This window comes from Candidatus Bathyarchaeota archaeon (assembly GCA_029882535.1).
Classification (GTDB): Archaea; Thermoproteota; Bathyarchaeia; order Bathyarchaeales; family SOJC01; genus JAOUKM01.
The window spans coordinates 111,159-134,202 of the sequence record JAOUKM010000002.1; the positions used below are offsets into that span (position 1 = coordinate 111,159).

General features: G+C 42.7%; 28 protein-coding genes and 1 tRNA gene. 16 read left to right on the top strand and 13 right to left on the bottom strand.

What is annotated here, in order from left to right; translation table 11 throughout:
- Positions 1-2: 2 nt before the first annotated feature.
- The 3 genes from OEX01_01445 to OEX01_01455 all read right to left on the bottom strand — a co-directional run bounded on the left by OEX01_01445 (position 3) and on the right by OEX01_01455 (position 1,579).
- Positions 3-203: a ferredoxin family protein gene (locus OEX01_01445; GenBank protein ID MDH5447658.1), complete on the bottom strand. Its 201-nt coding sequence runs from the start codon at positions 201-203 to the stop codon at positions 3-5.
- A 58-nt stretch (positions 204-261) separates the two neighbouring features.
- Positions 262-735, bottom strand: coding sequence for a ferritin-like domain-containing protein (locus tag OEX01_01450; GenBank protein MDH5447659.1), 474 nt, complete (start codon positions 733-735; stop codon positions 262-264).
- 64 nt (positions 736-799) lie between these two features.
- A complete protein-coding gene (locus OEX01_01455) occupies positions 800-1,579 on the bottom strand; it encodes an undecaprenyl-diphosphate phosphatase (GenBank protein MDH5447660.1) in 780 nt (259 codons plus the stop codon).
- Positions 1,580-1,836: 257 nt separating this feature from the next.
- On the opposite strand from OEX01_01455, the gene OEX01_01460 reads away from it, so the two are divergent.
- Positions 1,837-2,229 (top strand): hypothetical protein, encoded by a 393-nt coding sequence (locus OEX01_01460; protein MDH5447661.1) that lies wholly within the window; start codon positions 1,837-1,839, stop codon positions 2,227-2,229.
- Here the strand turns inward: OEX01_01460 and OEX01_01465 are convergent, their stop codons facing one another.
- Complete coding sequence (locus OEX01_01465; protein ID MDH5447662.1) at positions 2,230-2,667, bottom strand: archease; 438 nt, start codon at positions 2,665-2,667, stop codon at positions 2,230-2,232.
- Between the two features lie 190 nt (positions 2,668-2,857).
- On the opposite strand from OEX01_01465, the gene OEX01_01470 reads away from it, so the two are divergent.
- A complete protein-coding gene (locus tag OEX01_01470; GenBank protein MDH5447663.1) occupies positions 2,858-3,340 on the top strand; it encodes a hypothetical protein in 483 nt (160 codons plus the stop codon).
- Positions 3,341-3,523: 183 nt separating this feature from the next.
- Here the strand turns inward: OEX01_01470 and OEX01_01475 are convergent, their stop codons facing one another.
- Complete coding sequence (locus tag OEX01_01475; GenBank protein ID MDH5447664.1) at positions 3,524-4,570, bottom strand: M42 family metallopeptidase; 1,047 nt, start codon at positions 4,568-4,570, stop codon at positions 3,524-3,526.
- Positions 4,571-4,656: 86 nt separating this feature from the next.
- On the opposite strand from OEX01_01475, the gene OEX01_01480 reads away from it, so the two are divergent.
- Positions 4,657-5,883 (top strand): ATP-grasp domain-containing protein, encoded by a 1,227-nt coding sequence (locus tag OEX01_01480; protein MDH5447665.1) that lies wholly within the window; start codon positions 4,657-4,659, stop codon positions 5,881-5,883.
- On the opposite strand, the gene OEX01_01485 is transcribed toward OEX01_01480, so the two are convergent.
- Positions 5,877-6,803: a hypothetical protein gene (locus tag OEX01_01485; protein ID MDH5447666.1), complete on the bottom strand. Its 927-nt coding sequence runs from the start codon at positions 6,801-6,803 to the stop codon at positions 5,877-5,879. The two genes, OEX01_01480 and OEX01_01485, sit on opposite strands and share 7 nt — an antisense overlap.
- 67 nt (positions 6,804-6,870) lie before the next feature.
- Here OEX01_01485 and OEX01_01490 point away from each other — a divergent pair, with 67 nt between their 5' ends.
- The 3 genes from OEX01_01490 (at position 6,871) to OEX01_01500 (ending at position 9,962) form a co-directional block, all read left to right on the top strand.
- Positions 6,871-7,623: a histone deacetylase family protein gene (locus OEX01_01490; protein ID MDH5447667.1), complete on the top strand. Its 753-nt coding sequence runs from the start codon at positions 6,871-6,873 to the stop codon at positions 7,621-7,623.
- 91 nt (positions 7,624-7,714) lie between these two features.
- Entirely contained in the window at positions 7,715-8,596 is an 882-nt protein-coding gene (locus OEX01_01495) for a CorA family divalent cation transporter (GenBank protein ID MDH5447668.1), read from the top strand.
- A 169-nt stretch (positions 8,597-8,765) separates the two neighbouring features.
- Positions 8,766-9,962 carry a cation:proton antiporter gene (locus OEX01_01500; protein MDH5447669.1) on the top strand — a complete coding sequence of 399 codons (1,197 nt, stop codon included), beginning with the start codon at positions 8,766-8,768 and terminating at the stop codon, positions 9,960-9,962.
- A gap of 30 nt (positions 9,963-9,992) precedes the next feature.
- On the opposite strand, the gene OEX01_01505 is transcribed toward OEX01_01500, so the two are convergent.
- Positions 9,993-10,080 (bottom strand) — tRNA-Ser (locus OEX01_01505).
- 276 nt (positions 10,081-10,356) lie between these two features.
- On the opposite strand from OEX01_01505, the gene OEX01_01510 reads away from it, so the two are divergent.
- Positions 10,357-10,944 carry a stage II sporulation protein M gene (locus tag OEX01_01510; GenBank protein MDH5447670.1) on the top strand — a complete coding sequence of 196 codons (588 nt, stop codon included), beginning with the start codon at positions 10,357-10,359 and terminating at the stop codon, positions 10,942-10,944.
- 115 nt (positions 10,945-11,059) lie between these two features.
- Here the strand turns inward: OEX01_01510 and OEX01_01515 are convergent, their stop codons facing one another.
- The 4 genes from OEX01_01515 to OEX01_01530 form a co-directional block, all read right to left on the bottom strand.
- A complete protein-coding gene (locus OEX01_01515; GenBank protein MDH5447671.1) occupies positions 11,060-11,551 on the bottom strand; it encodes a hypothetical protein in 492 nt (163 codons plus the stop codon).
- A gap of 14 nt (positions 11,552-11,565) precedes the next feature.
- Positions 11,566-12,357 (bottom strand): hypothetical protein, encoded by a 792-nt coding sequence (locus OEX01_01520; GenBank protein MDH5447672.1) that lies wholly within the window; start codon positions 12,355-12,357, stop codon positions 11,566-11,568.
- Positions 12,358-12,378: 21 nt separating this feature from the next.
- A complete protein-coding gene (locus tag OEX01_01525) occupies positions 12,379-12,804 on the bottom strand; it encodes a hypothetical protein (protein ID MDH5447673.1) in 426 nt (141 codons plus the stop codon).
- A gap of 72 nt (positions 12,805-12,876) precedes the next feature.
- The gene (locus tag OEX01_01530; protein ID MDH5447674.1) at positions 12,877-13,296 is read right to left on the bottom strand and encodes a hypothetical protein; all 420 of its coding nucleotides are present in this window, start codon (positions 13,294-13,296) and stop codon (positions 12,877-12,879) included.
- 91 nt (positions 13,297-13,387) lie between these two features.
- Here OEX01_01530 and OEX01_01535 point away from each other — a divergent pair, with 91 nt between their 5' ends.
- Complete coding sequence (locus tag OEX01_01535) at positions 13,388-13,543, top strand: hypothetical protein (GenBank protein ID MDH5447675.1); 156 nt, start codon at positions 13,388-13,390, stop codon at positions 13,541-13,543.
- Here OEX01_01535 and OEX01_01540 read toward each other — a convergent pair.
- Entirely contained in the window at positions 13,540-14,376 is an 837-nt protein-coding gene (locus OEX01_01540; protein ID MDH5447676.1) for an MBL fold metallo-hydrolase, read from the bottom strand. The two genes, OEX01_01535 and OEX01_01540, sit on opposite strands and share 4 nt — an antisense overlap.
- 97 nt (positions 14,377-14,473) lie before the next feature.
- Here OEX01_01540 and pyrH point away from each other — a divergent pair, with 97 nt between their 5' ends.
- From pyrH to OEX01_01580, 8 genes are all read left to right on the top strand, one after another.
- Positions 14,474-15,151 (top strand): UMP kinase, encoded by a 678-nt coding sequence (gene pyrH / locus OEX01_01545; protein MDH5447677.1) that lies wholly within the window; start codon positions 14,474-14,476, stop codon positions 15,149-15,151.
- A 31-nt stretch (positions 15,152-15,182) separates the two neighbouring features.
- The gene (locus tag OEX01_01550; GenBank protein ID MDH5447678.1) at positions 15,183-15,350 is read left to right on the top strand and encodes a hypothetical protein; all 168 of its coding nucleotides are present in this window, start codon (positions 15,183-15,185) and stop codon (positions 15,348-15,350) included.
- Positions 15,343-16,851 carry a phenylalanine--tRNA ligase subunit alpha gene (locus tag OEX01_01555; protein ID MDH5447679.1) on the top strand — a complete coding sequence of 503 codons (1,509 nt, stop codon included), beginning with the start codon at positions 15,343-15,345 and terminating at the stop codon, positions 16,849-16,851. Before OEX01_01550 ends, OEX01_01555 begins: the two co-directional genes overlap by 8 nt.
- Entirely contained in the window at positions 16,842-18,500 is a 1,659-nt protein-coding gene (gene pheT / locus OEX01_01560; protein MDH5447680.1) for a phenylalanine--tRNA ligase subunit beta, read from the top strand. Before OEX01_01555 ends, pheT begins: the two co-directional genes overlap by 10 nt.
- Positions 18,501-18,834: 334 nt before the next feature.
- Complete coding sequence (locus tag OEX01_01565) at positions 18,835-19,914, top strand: tyrosine--tRNA ligase (GenBank protein ID MDH5447681.1); 1,080 nt, start codon at positions 18,835-18,837, stop codon at positions 19,912-19,914.
- Between the two features lie 7 nt (positions 19,915-19,921).
- Positions 19,922-20,359 (top strand): hypothetical protein, encoded by a 438-nt coding sequence (locus OEX01_01570; GenBank protein MDH5447682.1) that lies wholly within the window; start codon positions 19,922-19,924, stop codon positions 20,357-20,359.
- A gap of 69 nt (positions 20,360-20,428) precedes the next feature.
- Positions 20,429-21,565: a DNA primase DnaG gene (gene dnaG / locus OEX01_01575; GenBank protein ID MDH5447683.1), complete on the top strand. Its 1,137-nt coding sequence runs from the start codon at positions 20,429-20,431 to the stop codon at positions 21,563-21,565.
- A 169-nt stretch (positions 21,566-21,734) separates the two neighbouring features.
- Positions 21,735-22,814, top strand: coding sequence for an mRNA surveillance protein pelota (locus OEX01_01580; protein ID MDH5447684.1), 1,080 nt, complete (start codon positions 21,735-21,737; stop codon positions 22,812-22,814).
- 12 nt (positions 22,815-22,826) lie between these two features.
- Here the strand turns inward: OEX01_01580 and OEX01_01585 are convergent.
- Positions 22,827-23,044: DNA polymerase subunit beta (locus tag OEX01_01585; protein ID MDH5447685.1), on the bottom strand; the 218-nt coding region annotated here is incomplete at its 5' end.

Below are 23,044 nucleotides of genomic sequence, written 5' to 3' on the forward strand. Positions count from 1 at the left end.
CCTTACTGCGTGATTTTTATTGCTTGGTTAGGACAGTTGATTTCGCAGATTCTGCAGAGGATGCATATTTCATCGTTAATTACAATTGTTTTGGTTTTTCTAGGTTGTTGCGATATGATTTTGATTTCGAAAACATCAACGGGGCAAAGGTCGACGCATAAACCGTCACCTTTACATCTATTATAGTCTATGTAAACCTTCAAAGGGCATCCAGTTGAAATCAGTTGCGCAGCGTTTTATTAAAGTTTTAGTTTCTGCAGCTTACCCACCTGGGGCACCGTGGAATGGAACGTTTTTCCAAAGGATGTCCCACCAGTCTTCTTCAGTTATGGCTTCTTTTTTGATGACTAGATCCATGATTTTGTGGAGAAGTTCGTGATGTTTTCTTTCGTCGGAGGCTACAGATTCTAATAGGAACTTGACTTTCTTGTCTTTTATTTTTGACATAATTTTGTCTAAGGCGGCGATGGCTTTTTCTTCGTCCGCAATGTGTCTAGCAGTTATTTCTTCGAGTTCCATATATTCTTTGTCCGTTAGTGCCGGGGTGACTGTGGTGATGGATATGGCTGCGTTGTAGATTCCTGCGTGTTTTTGAGAATCGAAAGCTATTGCACGTAAAACTTGTTTCACTATAGGGTTTCTCACGTTTTTAAGGCTGTTCGTGACTGCCTCAACGATGCGGTGTTCCAATTTTATCTGGTCTTTGAAGAATTCTATCATTTCACCTTTTGACATCTTACCTGTTCTCCCGTCTACTACATGCTTTTACGGAAATATAACTGCTCTTAAATATAATGTTCTAAAGTATCTGTGAAACTAGGACTAGAGCGCCTGCTGTCCAGCAGTAAAATGCAAACCAGTGAAACTTCTGTTTTATAACTATTTTCAGCAAAACTTTAAGTGACAAATAGCCTACAACCATTGATGCTATAATACCTACAGCCACTGCAATTACGTCCACGCCGCTAATTAGCAAATCCAAATCCCCCGACTTCGCGATAGTGGCGCCTAAGACTGCTGGGATTGACAACAAAAAAGAGAATTTGAAAACTGTTTCTCTCTCCACTCTACGTAGTAGCCCAGTAGAAATTGTGGATCCGCTTCTTGAAACGCCGGGAATTATGGCGACGCCTTGCGCTATGCCCATAAGCAGCGAGTCCAGATAACTTAGGGTTCTATCGTCTCCTCTTCTTTCTGAAACGAAAAGCAAAAATCCAGTTGTCAAAAGAGCTACACCCACGACAAATAAGTTGTCAAAAAAAGATTCGAAAAGGTCTTGAAAAACGTAGCTAATGACCGCTGTAGGTATACTGCCGACAACGACAAAAGCGCCGAGTTTTCCCTCTTCCGACTTGAAATCCCGTCTAGCCAGTGCCTTCAAGATTTCCATAATGTCTTTTCGAAAAAAAGCTACAATTACAAAGAGAGTGCCCACGTGAAGGAGAACATAAAAAATTATAGGCGGCTTCCAACCGAAAAATTCTTTTGCTACGGCTAAGTGTCCTGAGCTGGACACGGGCAGCCATTCTGTCAAGCCTTGGATTATGCCGAGAATCACCGTTTCGGTAATTGAAGCCATAAACTTTCATGTTGTCTTGCTTTGCATATTTAAGTTTCCAAAAACTACGTGTCCGGCATCTTAACTCTTTTTAGCCCAAAATTGAAACTGAATTGCTGGGGTCAAAGCGCATGTGGTTTCTTATGGTGTCTAAGCCAAAGAAGTTTTATTTGCGTATGTCAGCTTTGTTCTGAGCAGCGTTGCTTGTAAGAGTAGTGCGCAGTTTAACGCCTGAAGAGGTCTTTAGGCGAATTTGCAGGTTCGAGGAACAGTATAGCTTGGTTTTTGACGAGTTTGAAGACCGATTTCTTAAACGAAAGAAACCGAGGCATCTGTTGAGTGCTTATCTTGAGTGGGCAGGCTTGGTTGATGCTTATAGGGGTTATGAGGAGGAGGGTGAACTTGACTACATCGTGGAAGAGATAAGAGAATTTGACTCTGGGCAACTGGCATTGCTGACCCCGAAACGCATAGAATTGCTTAATCATCTTGCCAATACGCGTGTAGAGTCTATAAACGAGTTGGCGCATAAAGTGAAGCGTGATGTCAAAAACGTGTATGAGGATCTTGTTGCTTTGCAGCGGTTGGAGCTTCTAGTGCTGAAGCGAAGGGGAAAGCGTAATGTTGTGCCAGAAACTTTGGTTGAGGAGATAACATTTTTGGTTCGGTGATTAGATGTCGAGGATGAACTTTACCGTGGTCTTGTTGGGCGTTTTCTTGATTTCCATTCGATGGTATGTTACAGCTTTGACTCCGATTTTTTGTGGGTGTTTTTTGGGATTGTATTTTTCGCCTTGCATTGCAGCTTTTAGTTTGTAGCCTTTGCCTGTTTTTTGGATTTTGTCTATCGTGAATTTGGAGTAGAGGGTTTGTGCTGTGTCGAATTTTACTAGGAGTGTTTCTAGCCAGTTGTAGAGTAGTGCTTTTTGGTCGTAGCCTTCAACTTCTACTGTTTCTTCATGTTTTGGTGTTATTTTGTTTGTTTGGGTCATTGTTTCGAAGGTTGCTAGGGCGGCATTTTCAAAGGCTTCTTCTAAGGTTTTGCCGTACGCCGCGATGTATGCGTCTGCTCGGTGTTCGAGAAACCTGAATTTTTTCCTTTCTGACAACAAGTTTTCCCTCTAAGGTTATGAATGGTTGTGCGGTTAATTTGTTTTTGCGCGTTTTCTCATTGCTATATACGTGCTATTGAAAAATAACTTGATTAAAGATTGCATAATTTTGTTTAGCTTCAAATTATACACACATTCGAGAAATATTAATAACTGTTATCTCAAGCACTAAAATCGTGAATCAGTATTGAAAGAAAATTCTCGTTTAATGGGTGTTCTGACGACAAAGACGGTCTTTCGATGTATTACAGCAGTTTTCTTCGTTCAGACTATCTTTTTTCTAACCTTTCCAACGTTCTACATGTCCCTCTACAAGCAAACGCTACTTCCTTTTGATGCTTATGGCTCTTTTAATGTCTACGACGGAGTTCGTAACATCGTGTATCTATGCAGCTTTGGAACTGGGCTACTTTTAGTGGCACGTTTTCCTAGAGACAGCAAAGACGCGGAAAGGATAGAGGAAATGGTTGCAATTAACTGCGCTTTGCAAGGCTTTTTTATCCAAGCCATTTACGCGCTTTGGATACATGAAACGGGGTACAGGCACAGGTATATATATCCACGGAGGCGTGTCGGGCTTCTTATCATGTTCGAATGGATTAACTTAGCGGGTACACATTCTTTTTGCGACTGCGTTAGCACTCTTGACTCATCGTGGATCAGCTTGTAGACTTGGTCTACTGGTATCTGGACTTTTACTTGTTTACATCTCAAGTAATCTTCTAATCAGATTGTTCCCAACTTCTCTGGAGCTAATGTTAGTTCTGGCAATTACGAGTGCCATGTCCATCTATTACTTGTGGAAATCTCATTAAGTGGCGGGTGACCGGCTAAAAAAGAAGATGGGGAGTAGTTAGAAGTTTTTGTGGGCTTCTTTGATTGCAGCAACCGCCAGTTTTGTTGCGTTTTTTACGTCGCCTAGTGAAAGCATAGAAGTTGGACTGTGAATGTAGCGAGTGGGAATCGACAAAACTCCACAAGGCACCCCTTCCCGAGTGAGAGCTATCCGCGCAGCATCCGTAGATCCCGCCAACCCCGTTTCCAGCTGGTATGGAACCTTAATCTTCTCTGCAGCACTGACCAGCAGCGACAACACCTTCGGGTGCGTAATCAAACCAGCATCCATCACACCAATTACAGGACCTTTCTTCATCTTTATCGAAGACTCAACCTCCTTCACGCCAGGAACATCACCTGCTACCGTAACATCGAAAGCCAAAGCCAAATCAGGATAAATCCCAAAAGCAGACACAGTTGCGCCTCGAAAACCTACCTCTTCCTGCACCGTACCAACAGCAAAAGCAGTACAATCAACGTTCTTGAGCTGCTTCAAAACCTCAGCCATGAGACAGCATCCTATACGATCGTCAAAGGCTTTCCCGATAACAAGGTCTCTGTTTATCTGTGCGAATTTTGTGTCGAAGCTTACAACGTCACCAACTTTTACACCAATCTTCTGAGCATCTTTCTTACTGCCAGCACCCACATCAATGAAAAGACTCTCAGCTTCGATAGCCTTCTTCCTTTCCTCAGCCTTCATTATGTGTGGCGGCTTAGAACCAATAACACCCGATTTTCTGCCTTTTTCGGTGTGAACTAAGACCCGCTGCGCTACAAGAATACGATCATCAATCCCGCCAAGTTTTGCAAACTGCAGAAAACCATTTTTGGTTATGTTTTTGATTATCAATCCAATTTCATCCATATGAGCAGCAAGCATCACCTTCGGCGCGTTCTTCTTCCTTCCCTTCTTTACACCAACCACGTTGCCCATTTTATCCTCCTTAACCTCGTCCACGTAAGGCTTAAGCATAGGCTTCAGCAATTCTTTAACTTCGTCTTCTCTACCCGTAACCCCGCAAGCATTAGAAAGCTTCTCCAAAGCGTTTACAAGCGTCACTTATTTTATTACCTCGTTTAGACTGCTATTAAGCACCGAACTAAGAAATAAGTGTAAGGCTGCCCAAGAAAAAGGGAGGCTGACATTTGAAGGAAACTAGCACTCAAAACATCTTAGTGATAGGCATCGACGCCGCCGCACTAGTCGCCTCAGCAAAGAGGGCAGGGTACAACGTTTTTGCCGTAGACTATTTTGGAGACCAAGACCTCAAACAAACATGCAAAGACAACTTGTCAATTGTGACACAAAAAACTGGAAAATCTTGCGGACGCCTCGCGACAAATTTCTCTCCAACCAAACTACTAAGTCTAGCAAAGAAACTCCGCACAATGTATCAAATGGATGCTGCTTTGTTGGCTTCAGGCTTAGAAGACTCTCCACAGGTTTTAATACGGCTCAACGAACTAATTCCCATTATTGGAAATCCTCCCCGAACAATCGAAAAAGTGCGCGACAAAGCAAAATTTTTTCACGAACTCAAAAAACTCGCCATACACCATCCAGAAACAAGTGTGGCAAAAAACCTCGAAGAAGGGAAGCGGGCGGCCAAAGACATCGGCTACCCTGTCATAATAAAGCCTTTGCCCAGTCTTGGGGGTGTCGGGATTAGAAAGGTAAACGATAGAAGCGAGTTAGACTTGGTTTTTCAGCAAACTATTTCGTCTTCTAAAGAAGTTTTGATTCAAGAGTTTGTGTCTGGTATGAACATGAGTGTATCGTTTCTCTCGTCTAAAGGAGAGACTGAGGTTTTAACTTTAAACGAGCAACTCTTAGGAATTCAAGAAGTTGGTCAAAGAGAGCCTTTTGGCTACTGCGGAAATATCGTTCCTGCCTCAGTGAGTGGTATAGTTACGGATGCATGTATAGATGTGGCGAAAAAAATTGTGCCGCACTTTAGTCTTGCCGGGTCGAATGGCATAGATTTCGTGATTTCAAAAGATGGCGTCCCCTATGTTGTTGAAGTGAACCCCCGTTTTCAAGGAACCTTTGAATGTGTTGAACGTGTTCTCGGAATAAATCTAGTCAATGCCCACATGAAAGCATGTATTGAAGAAAAACTCTTGTTTCACAACGAAGAAAAGCTGACGAACTGTTGTGTTAGACTAATCCTATACGCTCGTCAACGTTCAATAGCCCCCAATCTCAGTAGCCTTGAAAAAGTCAGAGATATACCCCTTCCCAGAGTCGTCATAGAAGAAAGCGAACCACTCTGCTCTATTATAGTCGAAGAAAAAACGAGAAGCTCTGCTTTAAAAAAATCGAGAATGCTGACTGAGCGTGTCTATGGAATGGTAAAGCCAAAGCTTCAATGACTGGTCGAAAGCCCTGCCTTTCTCAGTGCCTTGATTAAGGGGTGTCCAATTGCCACAGTGGCTATGGTAGATAATGCTACTTTTATGGGAGTGATGACGGCGCCGCTAGTCCATATTACTTGTAAAGTTTCAACGTCCCAACCGTAGAAAAATCTATAAGTTTGACCTGGAATAAAAACGAAAATTCGAAATAGTACATCGGCTTCTAACCCGACAAAAGCGGCAACAGCTAGGATTAGTAGTATACGCGCGCTACTTGGAACAGCACCGTAGACGATGAAAAGTGTAACCATGAAAAAAATCCATGAAATAAGCTCCGCGAAAATTAGTACAATAGTTATGTTAAATAGTTTTGGTTGAAGGGCAGTGTAAATAGCTAAAATAGTAATAATTGTGCCGAAAGCTCCAGAGAGTCCTATCATCTGCCTCTTTGGCAAAGATACATGCACGAGCGTTTCGGGTTTCCATAAGCCTTTCTTTATCAAGAAGGCTATCGCGATAAGAATGGCAAATGCGATGTAGGTGTCCCACATCCCCCAAAGGGGAAGTTGCCAGGCAACAGGCGTGATGAAATAAGCTGTAAATAATGTGATATAGTAAGCTAGTACTGGTTTCCATTTTCCTTTATACAGCAGTGCAGAGACGGCTACTCCAATCGGGGCGCCTATTGTGAAGAGAAACTCGTAAGCGTCTATGAAGTATATGGAGTGTCCAATCATAACTCCGATAAAGGTGGCTGCAAATCCTAACAGTGGTCCAAGTACGATTCCAGTGATAGGCATAATTAGAAAGTTCCAGCTGTACCAAACGCCAGAAGGAAACACAGGCAAACTCATGAAAGAATCAGTGATAACATTTAGGGCTGCAAAGACTGCCACAATAGCCACAAGTTGGGTGGCGCTGGTTTTTCTTTTCTGCATGGCTAGTTGCAGTTAACGTTAGCAAGTTTCTTTTATTATTTACGCATTTATTAATGGGATGATTGTTATGTATGTTGTTTATCATGAACGATACGAAGAAGTTTACACGTCAGACCCCGCAGCCTCACCTGGCAGAATCGAATGTATTAAAAGCGAGCTAGAAGACAGCTTTCAATTTGTTGAACCAACACTCGTTAGCGAATCGGATTTGCGGCTGGTACATTCGCAAAGCCACATTGACTGGGTGAAACAGCGTGGCTTGCTCTATGAAATTGCTGTCTTAGCCGTTGGAGGAGCATTGAAAGCTTCTAAACTTGCCATGCGAGGAGAGCCAGCTTTTGGTTTAATTAGGCCTCCGGGGCATCATGCAAGTCCAGACTCCTGCTGGGGATTCTGCTATTTCAATAATGTTGCAATTGCGGTTGAAAAGCTTAGGAGAGAAGGTGTTGTTAAGAAGGCTTTGATCGTGGATATTGACTTGCACTATGGAGATGGTACAGCCAACTTTTTTGCGTCGGTGCCTGAAGTTGTGTATCATCATGTTGGGAGTGTTGATAGGGAAAGTTTTTTGAGTGATTTGGAATGTTTCTTTGCGTCTCAGAAAGACAGTGGCATAGTTGCTGTTTCTGCTGGTTTCGACAGGCATGAGCTTGATTGGGGTGGTCTGCTGAGAACTGAAGATTATGCAACAATTGGAAAAACTGCTAGGGAATATGCCGACGAAAAGTGCGGTGGGAGAGTGTTTGCTGTTTTGGAAGGCGGCTACAACCATAGCGTTCTTGGGAAAAACGTTAAAGCTTTACTTTTGGGTTTGGAATAGTGAGGTTTTTGTTATCTAGTAATCGTCTAAGTTTGTGAAAGCAGCTTTATAAGCTGTTTTGGGCTTGACAATATTCGGTGAATAGCGCTAAATGATATGGGTGTATACCGTCACAGAATCGAATGAATTACAAGCCAGGGATGCTAGCTCTCTACAAGAACTACAGAGCCTCAGTAAAGAGGTTGATTGGCTTTGGATAGATTTTATGGAACCTGACGACAAAGAGCTTGAGGTAGTTGCTGGATTGCTCGAAGCAGCTAAAATAGTAAGTGACTTTAAAGAGCGAAAGGTTTTTCCGCGACCTGAAAGAATTGATGATTATCTTCTGTTTTCTGTTCCTCTAGCTGTGTATGAGAGCAGACTAGAGGCTTTTTCCATTTACGTTTTTGTAAAAGAGAAAATGTTTCTAACTTTGAGGAGTAGGCATTTTTCCAAGTCCGTTAAGAATTCGCTGAAAACTTTTGAAGATTGTGTTGGGAAAGTTTGTGCGGGAGTTACTAATTCGTCTTTTATTCTAAGTAGACTGTTCCATGAAATAAGTAATGAAAATCTGGATGTGGTGATAGCGCTAAGAGAGAACATTGACAAGATAGAAGAGAGGACGCTTGCAAAACCATGGGACAAAGGAATTAGTCGTTCGGTTTTTGGAATAAAGAGAGAGATTTCCGCTCTTGAAAGAATTTTATGGGCTCAAAGAGAGTTAATTCTTAGCATAAGAGAAGGTGTAGTACTAGAGATTAAGACTTCTGAAAGAATTGTGGCAACTCTAAGTCACGCAGTCAACAACATTTCGCGTGAGCTTTCTCTTCTCGACTCTGATAATAACGCTTTAGACAGCATCCTCAGACTGCAAGATCTAGGCATGATACATAAAGTTGAAAGAAATCTGATTTACCTTACTTTAATGGCTCTAATTGTGAGTGCCCTTTTGATCCTCTTAGAGATTGATATAATCAACCTCCTATCAAGGTGACTTTGCAATAATCTACTAGAAACAGATTCTGAAGCTAGTAGCAGAAACTTTATACGCGTCTTATTTCCTCTAAGGAAAGTTCGATAGAAGGCGAGAGAACGAAAACAAAACTGCTGTATGTAAACAAACACCATATGAAAAGTAGCGCGACTTTTGGGAACTGATAGCTATGGAATATGCTCTACTTTTGATTGCCGTAACTTATGCCGTCTCGCTGGGTTTTGGTATTCTGTTAGAGAAATATTTGAAAATGCCTTGGATGTTTGCTGCTTTGTTCTTCGGTATGATTCTTTCTTCGTTCAACCTCTTCGAATTAACCCTTAAAGACGAGCCGTTTCAATTATTCGCCACATTGGGAATGCTCTTCCTCCTCTTCATGATAGGCTTCAATTTAGACATTAAAAGAATGAAGAGGTTCGAAAAGGAAATTTTCAAAGGCTCTATTCTCATAGTAGGGTTTGAAGCCTGCACCGTCGGGTCACTACTTTATTTCGGCTTTCCAGCAGAGGTAAGCAACTCACCACTGGTTGCTATCATCACGGCTCTTTCCTTTGCAACCGTTGGAGAAGCAATTCTTCTACCCATTCTAGCCAAGTATGGAATAATCAAAACAACTTTTGGTCAACTAACTCTTGGAATAGGGACCATAGATGACATCTTAGAAGTATTGACCCTTTTACTAATTCCGTTTTTGCCCGTATTTCTACCAATATCTCAAATCCAAGGTTTTCCAGACCCTACGTTAGTTTTATTGGACTTAGCTGGCATATCGATACTTACATTAGTTTCAATAAAATTTGGAGTGAAAATAAGGAATATTCTTAGAAAGAATTGGAATTTTGAATTTCTTCGACCCCTTTTGATCTTGCTTGTGTTCTTTTCGTTTGTCGTGTTAGGCGGGTTTGTCTTTGAAAGTTTAGCAGCTATTAGCGCAATTTTTGGCGGCTTAGTTGCAAGGTCGCTATTGCCTAAGGAAAAGCTGCGTGCAGATGAAAGAGCTGTTAATTTCTTGGGTTACATTTTTCTTTCGCCACTTTTTTTCCTCAGCGTGGGAGCAAATGTCTCTGTAACCTCAATTCTTGTTTATCCACTGTTGATTGCACTCATATGGTTTGTCGCAAAAGGCTCAAAGCTCTTAGCATCTTATCTGCTTTTCCACCAACTGCTTGGAACAAAATGCTCGTTACTGCTAGGTTTAGGGCTTAGTGTACGGTTCAGCACAAGTCTAATTGTAACATATGTTTTACTTAATTCTGGACTCATTTCACTGGCGTTATACTCAGCACTCATTGCAACCGCTATATTCATGAAGCCAGTAATATTAGGTATACTCTCTTGGGCTTTGTCTAAAGGAAAACCTCCATAGATCATGTAAACCAAGAAAAAAGTCATATTTTGGCGCCGGGAATGGGATTCGAACCCATGCGGCCCAATAGGGCCACAGGCTCTCAAGGCCTGCGCATTATCCGCTCTGCCATCCCGGCCTGTGAAACACACATACTGTTCTATACGAGAATAAAATATTAACCTAGCCTCCACTATGACGCTGACAGATGTCCAACAGCCTTCTCATATTTGGAGTCTATTAGGACCTATTTGGAGCATATAGACTAGAGCCTAGTCTAGGGATCACATATAAGGAACTGATTCTCAGAAAAACACTTGTATTGATGCTTACGACACTCTACTAGACAATTTCTAAATCATTCCATCAAGATAAATTACACCGAAGTTCCATGAATCCAATGGATATACTAAACTTGTTCTTCAAATATAGCTTACTTCATTTATATGCGCCAATAATCAATAGTGTGGGTTTTTCGCATCCCCTCACGTTCACCATAATCACAGCTCACAACACGTTCAGCCTGACCTATCTGCTCTTAGCCGTAGCTATCGCTTACCCCGTATTCCACAAAAAATCGTGGCTCATACCTGTTGCAGTAACAGCTGTGTGGATAATGATAAGCATCAACATAATAACAACCCTAAACATCCCTGTAACAACAGCGATAGCCACGGTTCTTCCTCACGGATGGCTTGAATTCACGGCAATAGCCTATTGGACGAATGCTATACGCAAAGCCACGCAAAACGATAACCCGCCAAAAACAATTGATACTCCAACATTCCGGGATTACCTTAAAGTCTTAACGCAACCCAAACAATTTGTAACTCTAGTCAAAACTGATGTGCAAGTTTCATTCGAAACAACCAAACTTTCGTTCAAAACCCTCTGTAAAAACCTCAAAAAAGCCTACATAACCACACTAATCCTAATCGCAACAGCAGCCCTGATAGAAACTTACATAACACCTAACATAATGTTTCTTGTCAGTAACCTTTAAGGGATGAGAAGGAACAGAAGAAAAGGGGGGAGGGGGCTATTAACCAAGAATCCCTTTCCCGTTCCAATCCCATTTTCCCCAGGAACTAAAAAGGGAGAGATAAAACGCGGCTTTCTTAGCTCAGCAAATCTTTATAGACGCGTTTGTGGTCGACGTTCTTCTCCATAAACACGCTGACTTTGTTTTCCTCAATAATGAAAGAAAGAAGCTTCACAATGTTTCCTTCTACTATCACGTGTTTTACATCACCAAGCTCGAAAGTGTTTGAAAGCTCCTCACTTGCTTCCAAAGCTGAAGAAGACAAAACTGCATAATCAATAATCTTCGTTGAATCTTTCAAATCTATACTTGCAGACTTGGTACTCCTAAGGATGTAGCCTATTATCCCTTCTTTCACTTTTACTTTGTCAATGTTTTGCCTTATCTTTTCGTCTCTACTCGGTTTATCTTTTCGCTGCTCCTGTTTTTCAGTCTTCTCTGCTTTCCTAGGCTCTTCTGCCTTTTTTATCTCCGCTTCCAATTCTTCTTCTGTAAAGTCAATTGCAATCCTAGATTTTTCTTCTTCCTTCAAAGCCGCTTTACTTGTTTTGCGTTTTCTAGGCGCCATGAAACTCATCTCCACTATGCAATTACTGGCTTAACCCTCACCAGTTCACCCTTTTTAATGTCCAGCATCTGACAAACCTTTTCTGGAACGCGAATGACCGCCCTATTTTCGAGCTTCGAATCATTTAACGTCTTAACTTTACATTGTTTAGTTTTGCCGTTGAAAGATTCAACTTCAACAAGGTTAATCTCTTTGCCGTCTAAGAGGTTGTCCCATTGTGACATTATATCTTCGCTAATGTAGACGGTGTCGCTGCGAACCAATAGACCGCCGAAACTCTCAACAATCAGTTGGTTAGAGGGCAATTCTAGTTCAGGCAAAGGCTCTTCTTTAACTTCTTTGCTTTCTTCTTCCTCTTCGTCGATTTCTTCTTGTAGTTCTTTTTCTTCTTCGGGCTCCAATAAGGTGTGGGAAGGAGGTAGTTGTCTGAGGGGAGTAGGGTCGAGACTGTCAAGCAGCTTTATAACGGTTGGAATCAACACACGCGCGACGGTTTCTAGATACTTCATATCCGCATTTTTCGAGGTTATCATGGTTAAGTACATGTCGTTAACGCAAGAGATGTGAACATTGCCTTTGTTTCCTTCAATTACTAGAGAATTCAAGCCTCCAATTGTGTCCGCTTTCTCTAATATGCCTTCTAAAGATCTGACTACTTTCTCTATGGTGGCTTCAGGGGTCTCGGCGTCTCCTGCAACTACAGCAGCTTCTTTGTCAAAGAGGAAACAAGTCTGCACATCGGAGCAAACGTTTCGAATCTCAGTTAGAGCGTTTTTTAACGCAAATGCGTATGCTTCATTAGTCATGTTTTTTCACTCCATGAGATTTTATGAAATCTTGAAGAGTATTCTCTCTGGTACTCCATCGTTCTCTAAAACAAGATATCTGAGTCCTTCAGTGTCGCCTATTTGGTCAACCCATTTCAGTGCTTCCCGCGATTTCTGCAAAACCAGAAGCCTCTCTTGCTGGCTTCTAACAACCTCTTCTATGGCTGTTAGTTCGTGAAATGGGTTAGCGTCTAAGACAACGTTTAGGCCGCCTACAGAAATCTCGCCTAGATTTTCTTGGTTTGATTTTTTGCCTGCCAGTTTGAAGACTACATCTCGTATCTTCTTGGACCTTTCAGCTAATGCTCGAATTTCGTCGAGGCGGCGTAGATACTCGCCAAGCACACTTTTAGTTCTGCTAATTTCTTCATCTATTTTTCCTGCTATATTTGAGGCTGAATCGTATTCTTTTAGTTCTACTACCATATTTAAACCTCCGAAGATGGTGGAAGAAGAGGGGTTTTTACCCTACTCCCATTCCCAAACAAACAAGGGTGGTTAAGGTGCTGTTCGTATGTAAGGACCAAACGTGTTGCCTTTAGCAGTGATTACCTTGAACTCATACTTGACGCCGGATGTATATCCTTCTGTGCGGGTCACGTTGAGGCCCACTGTGCCACCTGGTACCAATATATAGGGCGTCTCGATACCATCATCAGTACATTCCACATCGTTTACTCGGACCTCACTTATCGAGAGGTCTGACGAACCAGTGTTCTTAACCTGGATCACACAGTAAGCGTTACTTGCACCCCACTCGTAGTTCGTGAATGACATTTCTTCTGTTTGCATGAATGTGAATGTTAGTGCTCCCATCCATGCGGCGACTGCGATTGACACTGCGACTGTTACGGCGATTAGTATGATTGCTGCGACGACTGGACTCAATGCCTTTCTGCTTTTAAGAAGTCTCTTCATTCGGTTTTATCCCTCCTTATCAAGTTCACAAGAAAGATAATACCACATTAAGATTTAAGTCTTACTAATTACGACATCATATTTTAAAATAATGCAGTCAACCATCCAAAAACAAATTCCACATCACCCTTACAATCTAGACAAGAAAAAACATCAAGCTTACAACTTAGCCATTCACGTCAAAAACTTATTGGGAACCAAATATTATCCAGAAGAGTCTAAGCATCACGTACACACAGCCTTCTAAGAACAGCATCCAATCCGCCTCATCTTCTCACTATTTTCCGCCTTCCCTATTACAACCTCTTCATTCACCAACAACTCCAAACCATCCCTTGCCGCCACCGCTTCTACACCTGTCTCCTCCTCCACCCGCTTCGCCTCTCCAGCAGAACCACGAAAAATCATCTTCATCCCAAAATGCGTCAACACCACAAACCCCGGCCTAATAGCACTCACAATCTTTATCGCATCATCAGTAGTCATATGACCCTGCCACGGTTCCCCACTCGGCCGCAAAACACACAAGATCAACACCCGCAAATCTTTATAATAACGTTCGACCCCTTCAAAAAACTCAGTATCACTTGTATACCCAATGCTGCCTACACACGTTTCAAAACGAAAACCAACCGTATCCACATCCGAATGCCTCGCCTCAACCCCCACAATCTTCACACCCCCAACCTCAAACTCCGTCCCAGCCACAACTTCCACCACACGCTCAGGTAAACTTTGATGATACTTAGAAATCGCCACCTCAGCCATTTCACCACCCCTAAGCACACTCTTAGAAGCCGCTAAAACACCCCGTCGCCTAGTAGTTCCCCCTGTCATCGCCTCAACTAAAACCTCAGCGTCAGTATAATGATCAGGATGAGCGTGTGAGACTAAAACTCCATCAATTTCTCGCGGATCCAAACTCAAACTCCAAGAATGCACAAGCGCCCCCGGTCCAGGGTCTAAATGCACATTAAAATTGTCACTCAACAACCGAATTCCAGCAGTCCGCCGCTTCTGCGTGATAGTGGCAAACCTTCCGCCGCCTGTGCCTAAAAATACAATTCTAAAACCGCTCAAAGCTTACCACATCAGCTCGTTTTAGTTCATCCACTCTCATTAACTTTATTACGCAAATGTACTCCTTTAATAGCCAACAAAGGAGCATACACAAAACATGCTCATAGTCATACGCGTCGGCGGCTCAGTCATAGCTTCTCCCATAAACCTAAAACTCATAAACCAGTACGTAGAACTCCTCAAAAGACTCCGAAGAAACGGCTACAAAATCATAACGGTCGTCGGCGGCGGCACCCTAGCACGAGAATTCATTGAAACAGCCAGCCAACTAGGCTTAAACGAAGAAGCGCAAGACTGGCTTGCCATCCACATCTCACGCCTCTACGCTCTGCTTTTCAAACTGAAACTGGACAAAAACGGAACAGAAGACGTACCTACTTCCATAAGTGAAGCTGTTGAAGCCTTAGAAGAAGATAAGATTGTGGTGATGGGCGGACTGAAACCAAGAATGACAACAGACACAGTTGCTGCACACATCGCCCAAAAAACAAAAGCACAATTACTTGTGAAAGCTACAGATCAAGACGGTATCTACAACAAAGACCCGAGAAAACACAAAGACGCAAAAAAGCTAGACAAAACAACATATCACGATCTAACACAACTTTTTGAACAAAGCCGCCACAAAGCAGGAATACACCAAATCCTCGATCCAGTAGCCGTCAAAATCCTACAGAAAACCAGCATCAAAACAATCATAGTAAATGGCTACGACCCCAAAAACATCCAACACGCCATCGAAGGCAAGGAAATTGGCACCACAATCATGGAATAAAACATAAATAAACCCACCACGTAGTGCTCTGATGGTGCGAAGGGATGCCCTACCAATTTACATAACCCTCAACAAAATTCTACCCAAAATCAGCCTAAAGCATCGTAAAAACAGCCAAACCACATGGAGACTTTTTATTCAAACACCACTAAACTACAGTAGAAACCTAGAAGAAACTGGAGGCAACAACAGTGGTTAAACTTCGCGAAAACGAACAAAAAACACTTTTGACTCTCAGCAGCCTATACGGCAAGGCAGACGTAAATCAGATAATAAAGGCCAGCGGTCTTGCCCACGCTGCTGTCATGCGAGCAGCCTTAAAACTGTCAAACGAAAAACTTGTCCGATTACACAAACAAAAACAAACAATTGTGACCTTGAACGAAGAGGGAAAAACCTACGTTAAGAAAGGGCTTCCAGAACGCCGCATAATCAACTCGTTAATCACGCTAGGCGGCAAAGCAAAGGTCGACGAGGTTGTTGAAGACGCAAAGCTGGAAAGTCAGCTTGTACCCATCGCTTTAGGCTGGCTGCATCGAAAAGGCTGGGCAAAAATAGAACGAAAAGAACGAACCTTAAAGGCTTTAAAGGACCCGCAAAAAGGAAAGGACGAAGAGATTCTGACACTTTTAGCAGAAAAGGACATAGTTGTCACTGAAGAACTAAGCAAAGAAAAACAAGGAGCAGTAGTAACTCTAGGGAAACGTAAACTCGTAGAAACTGAAGAAAAAACTTTTCGAATACTGGAACTTACCGCAAAAGGTCGAAGGTTCATTAAAAAAGGAGTTAAGATAGTTGAAGAAGTTAGCCAACTGACTCCAGAACTTATCGTCACTGGAAAGTGGCGAGAGACGAAACTGAGAAAATTCAACGTAACCGCATCTGGCCCACCTGCATATCCAGGAAAAGTTCACCCTTTGCAGCAAATCATCGAACGCGCAAGAGAGATTTTTCTGGAAATGGGCTTCACAGAAATCCGTGGACCATTAGTTGAAACAGCTTTTTGGAACTTTGACGCGTTGTTTCAGCCTCAAGACCATCCCGCGCGCGAGATGATGGACACGTTCTATCTTTCCAGTCCTAACTCTGGAGAACTGCCCGAAAAAAGCGTTGTAGACGCTGTTGCAAAAACGCATGAAGATGGTTGGACGACTGGTTCGAAGGGTTGGGGCTACAAATGGAGCCAGAAAGAGGCTAAGAGGCTAGTGTTGCGGACGCATACAACGTCTGAAACCATCAAATACCTTTCAAAGCATAAGAAACCGCCGATTAAAGTCTTTTCAGTTGACCGAGTTTATCGAAATGAACAACTTACATACAAGCACACGGCGGAATTTTATCAGATAGAAGGCATCGTAGTAGACAAAGGAGTTACGTTACGCGATTTGATGGGCACCTTGAAAACGTTCTACAGCCGTTTTGGGTTGAAAATGGTGCAGTTCTGGCCTTGCTATTTTCCCTACACTGAGCCTTCAGCGCAAGCGATGGTTTATGTTCCGAAGCTTAAGCATTGGATGGAGCTTTGCGGTATGGGCATGTTTAGGCCTGAAGTTTTAGCTCCGATGGGTATAAAGTATCCTGTTTTGGCTTGGGGAGGAGGACTGGAACGCATCGCCATGCTGGAACTCGGGCTTGATGACATACGATTGTTGTATGGTAACCGCCTAGGGTGGATTAGGAGGACACCTATATGCCGGTGACCACGTTAGACAGAGAAAGGTTCTCCAAATTTGTGGAACGAAAACTCACATCGGCGGAAATGACCAAGTGGCTGCCCTGGCTAGGTCTTGACATCGAAGAAGTTGGAGAAGACCATGTGAAAGTGGAGTTCAATCCCAACCGCATCGACTTCTGCAGCTACGCCGGAGTAGCAAGGGCTTTCAAAGGGCTGAGAAGTTGGAAGACGGGATTACCAAAATACAACGTGAAAGATGGCAGAACCGTGCTTAACATTAACGAAGCGGTCTCTGAAGTTAGACCTTTCATGCTCGCAGCTATTGTGCGTGACATAAAGCTTGATGAAGAAGACGTTGTCGATTTGATGGAGATGCAGGAAGATTTGCATTGGGGCATAGGTAGAGACCGCAAGAAAGCTTCCATCGGCGTACACAATTTAGACCTAGTAGAGCCGCCTTTTACCTTTACTGCAGTCAAGCCGAACAGTGTGAAATTTGTTCCATTAGACAAGACTGAAGAGATGACTCTGAAAGAGATTCTGGAAAAGCATGAAAAAGGAATGGCATATAAACATCTGGTCGACTGGGCGCCGAAATATCCGCTACTAATCGACAAAGATAGCAAGGTGCTTTCCATGCCGCCGATAATAAATGGCGAACTAACAAGAATCAACGAAGAGACTGAAAACTTGTTCCTTGACGTAACTGGCACAGATTATGCTGCAGTTGAAAAGAGCTTAAACGTGCTTTCCACCGCTCTCGCAGACATGGGAGGCACCATCGAAAGGGTCAAAGTGAAATACTCCGACCATACGGTGTTTTCGCCCGATTTAAGCCCCAAAAAAATGAAACTTCAAACCGCTTACGCCAACGAGTTGCTGGGTTTTAGACTTTTTGATTCAAAAATTGTTGAGTGCTTAGAAAAGTGTAGGCTAGGAGCTAAAAAAGTTGGAAAAGGTTTTGTTGAAGTGGCGATTCCAGCTTACCGTATTGATATTCTTCATGAAGTGGACTTGGTGGAAGAAGTGGCGATTGGCTATGGCTATTACAAGCTTAAACCAACCTTTCCATCTTCAGTCACCATCGGCAAACAACATCTTGCCAACAAAACGGCAAACATGGCAAGGCAAATCGTGATAGGGTTGGGCTTCACAGAAGTCATGAATTTCACGCTGACAAACGAAAATCTGCATTACAAAAAGATGCGTAGAAAAGCTGAAAAACCTGTCAAGCTTGCCAATCCTGTCTCATCCGAATACACCATAATGCGGCAAGACTTGCTACCTAGTTTGATGAAAAATCTTGCAGACAATAAGCATGAAAGCTTTCCGCAGAGGCTGTTTGAAATCTCGGATGTAGTGCGGCTGAATAACAAGCTGGAGACACAATGCGAAAGACGATTACACATAGCTGCAGTATCATCCCATGCAACCGCAAACTTCACCAAAATAAAATCTGCTGTAGAAGCGTTGATGGCAAACATGGGCTTAAAACGTTGGAAAATAAACGCGACAGAGCATTCAAGTTTTATCGATGGAAGAGCCGCAACAATCGGTGTCAAAAACAAGCAGATAGGCATTGTTGGCGAAGTACATCCAGAGGTCTTAAACAATTTCGAACTAGAAAACCCTACAGCAGCTTTTGAAATCAATTTAGAAGCTTTGATAGACTAGAAAACCTTTTCCCTATGTTCTTCTGTTATTACATTAGCGATGATATGAGCAACAAGAATCCCACCGCAACTCTCTCTTTGAGGGCTCGTGCAGACGGACTTGACAGAAGCTTGCGTAACTGCTTGCTGGTGACGAAGAGCTTACCCAAACACGAGACACGGTGGGCGCGGGTGAATAACCTCCCACGCCAGAGAGAGCTTAGCAAAGAAGAGCGTAAAGCTCCACCAATGAAGTTAAGTGTTAGGTAACGTGGGATACACACCGCCCGCGACAAAGAGAACTTTTAAGTCTCTAATCATCGAATGTTAAGAAGAATAATTAGAGGGCTACACTGTTGGACATCGAAAAAAGACTTGATCTTGTTATGCGCAATACTGTGGAAGTCATAATCCCTGCTGAGCTACGCTCCTTACTTGAAACAAAAACTCAACCTCGCACTTACTGGGGTTTCGAGTTAAGCGGTCTCATGCACATAGGCTTAGGTTTGGTCTGTGGCTCAAAAATCAAAGATATGGTTGAAGCAGGCTTCCATTTCATCGTTTTCCTCGCAGACTGGCATTCGTGGATCAACAACAAGCTCGACGGCAAAATGGAAAACATACGTTTGTGCGGTGAATACTTCAAGGAATGCTTTATTGCACTGGGCATAAAGAACGTTGAGTACTTGTGGGCAACAGACCTTGCCAAAGACATTGAATACTGGGAAAAAGTTGTAAAGATAAGCAAAAACGCTTCAGTTCAACGCATATGGAGAGCCTTACCTATCATGGGTAGAGAAATGAACCTCTCGGACATCGAGACTGCCTGGCTGTTCTACCCATGCATGCAAGCGGCAGACATATTCTACATGGAACTCGATGTGGCGTGTGCTGGTATGGAACAACGCAAAGCTCACATGCTCTCTCGTGACATCGCAGAAAAATTACACTGGCAAAAACCATCATGCATTCACACTCCCTTACTCATGGGACTAGAAGGACCAGCCAAAAGCGATAGACAGCTTGACGAAAATGCTGCAATAAACTTGCAAATAGTCTCAAAAATGTCCAAGAGTATACCAAGCTCATGTATCTTCGTACACGACTCGCCAGAAGACATCAAAACCAAGTTGAAGAACGCATATTGCCCACCTAAACAAGTAAGTGGCAACCCGGTGCTAGAAGCATCACAGCTAACTGTTTTCACTAACACTAAAGAGCTAACAATAACACGTCCACCTAAATACGGAGGCACCGAAACCTTCACTAACTACGCTGAACTCGAAAAAGCCTACAAAGAAGGAAAAATACACCCACTAGACCTAAAAAACGCAGTCGCAGAAGCCCTAATACAAATATTAGAACCAGTTCGAAGCCACTTCAAAAAACATCCAGAAAAACTAGAAAAGATGAAGAAAATCGAAGTAACAAGGTAAAACAACTTTGTCAACCCACCTAAAAGAAAAACTAGAGAAAATCGAAAAACTACTGGAAAGACTAGCCCTCCAATCAGCTAAGGGCATACCTATAGTTGTGGAAGGCCAAAGTGATGTTGATGTACTTCGCAAACTCGCGTTGTGCGGCGACATAATTGCAGCAAAAACAAGAAAATCCTTCCTTGCGTTAGTAACAGAAATAGAAAAACTAGACGTAGAAGAAGTAGTATTGTTGATGGATTTTGACAGACGCGGCAAAGAATGGACCAAACGTTTAACACAGTACCTTGAACAAACCAAAGTGAAACCAAACACGTTCTTCTGGCAAGAACTCCGCAACCGTGTAAGTCACGATGTCAAAGACATAGAAAGCTTGCTGCCCTATCTACACACTTTAAAGAAGAAGAGTGGAAATTCGCAAACTATAATAGAGAGAACACTGTAGCGAATATTCGGTTTACGTTTCACATTAAGTGATGCTAATCCTTACACATATCACTCGGAGGTGACGTTAATGGGACCATCACAAACTGTTACAGTAAAGTATGTAATCCGCGCAAAATTTGAAATCGACGGAGTTGTAGAAAAACCAGACGTTATCGGAGCGGTTTTCGGCCAAACAGAAGGCCTATTTGGGCCCGAATTAGATTTACGGGAACTGCAAAAATCTGGCAGAATTGGAAGAATCGAAATCAATTTACAATCAAAACAGGACAAGACAACTGGAACCATCACCATACCGACAAGCCTCGACCGCGTTTCCACAGCCATACTCGCCGCCAGTATAGAAAGTATAAACCGCGTAGGACCGTGCAACTCCAAAGTCACACTGGAAAAGGTTGAAGACATACGTGATGCAAGACGCAAACTCATCGTAGACCGCGCAAAAGAGATTCTTCACAAATGGAAAATTGAATCCATGCCAAGTACAGAGGAAGTTTTTCGCGAAGTCTCAGAAACACTGCGAACAGCAAAAGTTGAAGAATATGGCAAAGAAAAACTTACAGCTGGCCCGGGAATTGAAAACGTGAAAGAGATAATTGTTGTTGAAGGCAGAGCTGATGTTCTGAATCTCTTGAGATGCGGAATACTAAATGTCATTGCACTTGAAGGAGCGAAAATACCTGAAGCAATAATCAAACTATGCAAAGAAAAGGAGGCAACGGCTTTTCTAGACGGTGATCGCGGTGGAGATTTGATACTCAAGGAATTGATGCAAGTAACAAACGCTAAGTATATTGCAAGGGCTCCACGAGGAGTGGAAGTTGAGGAACTAAACTGTAAGGAAATTATTACAGCACTTGACCGAAAAGTTCCGATGGAACCAATTAAACTAAGGAAGGAAAGACGCAGAGTACTTGTTCCAAAACAAATTGTTGCGGTCGCGAAGGAGTTAGAGGGCACTCTCGAGGCTGTATTGCTTAACAAAAAGATGGAGAAAATGGAGAGCTTGCCAGTGAGCGAGCTTGCGGAAAAGCTTCAGCAAACAGAGGACATAGACACTGTGGTTTTCGACGGTGTCATAACACAACGTTTAGTAGATGTTGCCAACCAGAAGAAGGTCAAATACTTGGTGGCTGCACGTATTTCAGATGTTGTGAAACAGCCCTTGAACGTGCACCTCATCACCTTCTCTGATATTCAGGGGTAGTCGTCAAAAATCCAAAAGACCTTGGTTTTGCCTTTGATTTCGCTGTTGGCGTCTAAAGCTAGAAAGTAGTCTTGAAGTGTCAATGCTCCTTAAAATGAGGGTTGGTTGTGGATTTTAACGTTTTAATAGCCAGATGGTTTTTATTAAGTGACATTGTGGGTGTGTGATTTTGAAGATTTTGGGGAAGAACTTCAAGAAAGGCATTTTTAAGGTAATGCCTAAAACTTTGGATGACCTGTGGCATTTATACAACATCATCTATAAAGGCGACTTAGTTTATGCGCGAACAACTCGAGAAATAAAGGTTGACGCAGAGTATTCAAGACCCCAAAAAGGCAAGCGTGTTTCGGTTTTTCTCGGCATAAGAGTTGAAGACGTTGTTTGGGACCGCAGTTTAAACAGGCTTCGAGTTCATGGCAAAATACACGAAGCACCCGATGACATCGTTGGACGAGGAACACATCACACACTAAACATAGCGGTGAATAGACCAATAACAATTGTAAAGGACAAATGGTTAAAGCATCAAATTGACCGACTTAAAAGAGCTACACGTTATGAAGCACCGCCCATTATTGTTGTTTCCATTGATAGCGAGGAATACTGCATTGCAATGATACGACAATATGGTTTGGATGTGCGAGTTGAAGATAAAGCGAGACTTCCAGGCAAGTTGGAAGCGGAGAAGAGAGCAAAAGCCTTGCAGAGGTATTTTAGAAAGGCATTTAACGCCTTGAGAGAGATTTGGCATAGAAGTCGTTGTTCAATCGTGATAATAGGAGTAGGCTTCGTAAAGAACCAATTCGCTAAATATGTGAAAAGCGAGGCTTCAGACATTGCTCAAGCAGTAGTGGATGTCAAAGGTGTAAACAGTAGCGGAGTAACAGGGATTAAAGAGGCTTTGCGCTCCGGTGTCTTGGACACGACATTAAAGCACATGCGCATTGCAGAAGAAGCTAAAATTGTTGAAGAAGTGCTTGCAAGACTTGGGAAAGAGAAAAGTAACGTTACCTATGGCTTGGAGCAAGTGGATAAAGCAGACATGTTTGGCGCTGTTGAAACCCTTCTAATGGCAGACTTCACCATAAGAGACGCCTCAGATGAAAAACGGTTGGTTTTAGAGAAGTTGATGAAGAAAGTTGAAGAAAAAGGCGGAAAAATCATTGTAGTAAGCGTTGAACACGAAGCTGGCCAGAAACTGCTTGCGCTAGGAGGAGTTGCAGCACTCTTACGTTTTCCCGTTAACTAAAGTGAAAACGCTTTATTTTTCGCAAAATTTCAGGCGCCGTCTCACTTCAGGTCTGGTTTCGACAAGCCTTTTCAAAGCCATCTCGAAGGTTTCGTCTGGCGCCAATTCTTTTTCGATAAACACGCCTGTTCTGCCTATTTTATCTCTTCGTAGAAGTGCACGCACACGGTCCAACACGGTCTCTAAAGAAATTCTTAAAAGTTTAGCTATTTCCTCCTCTCGTCCATTAT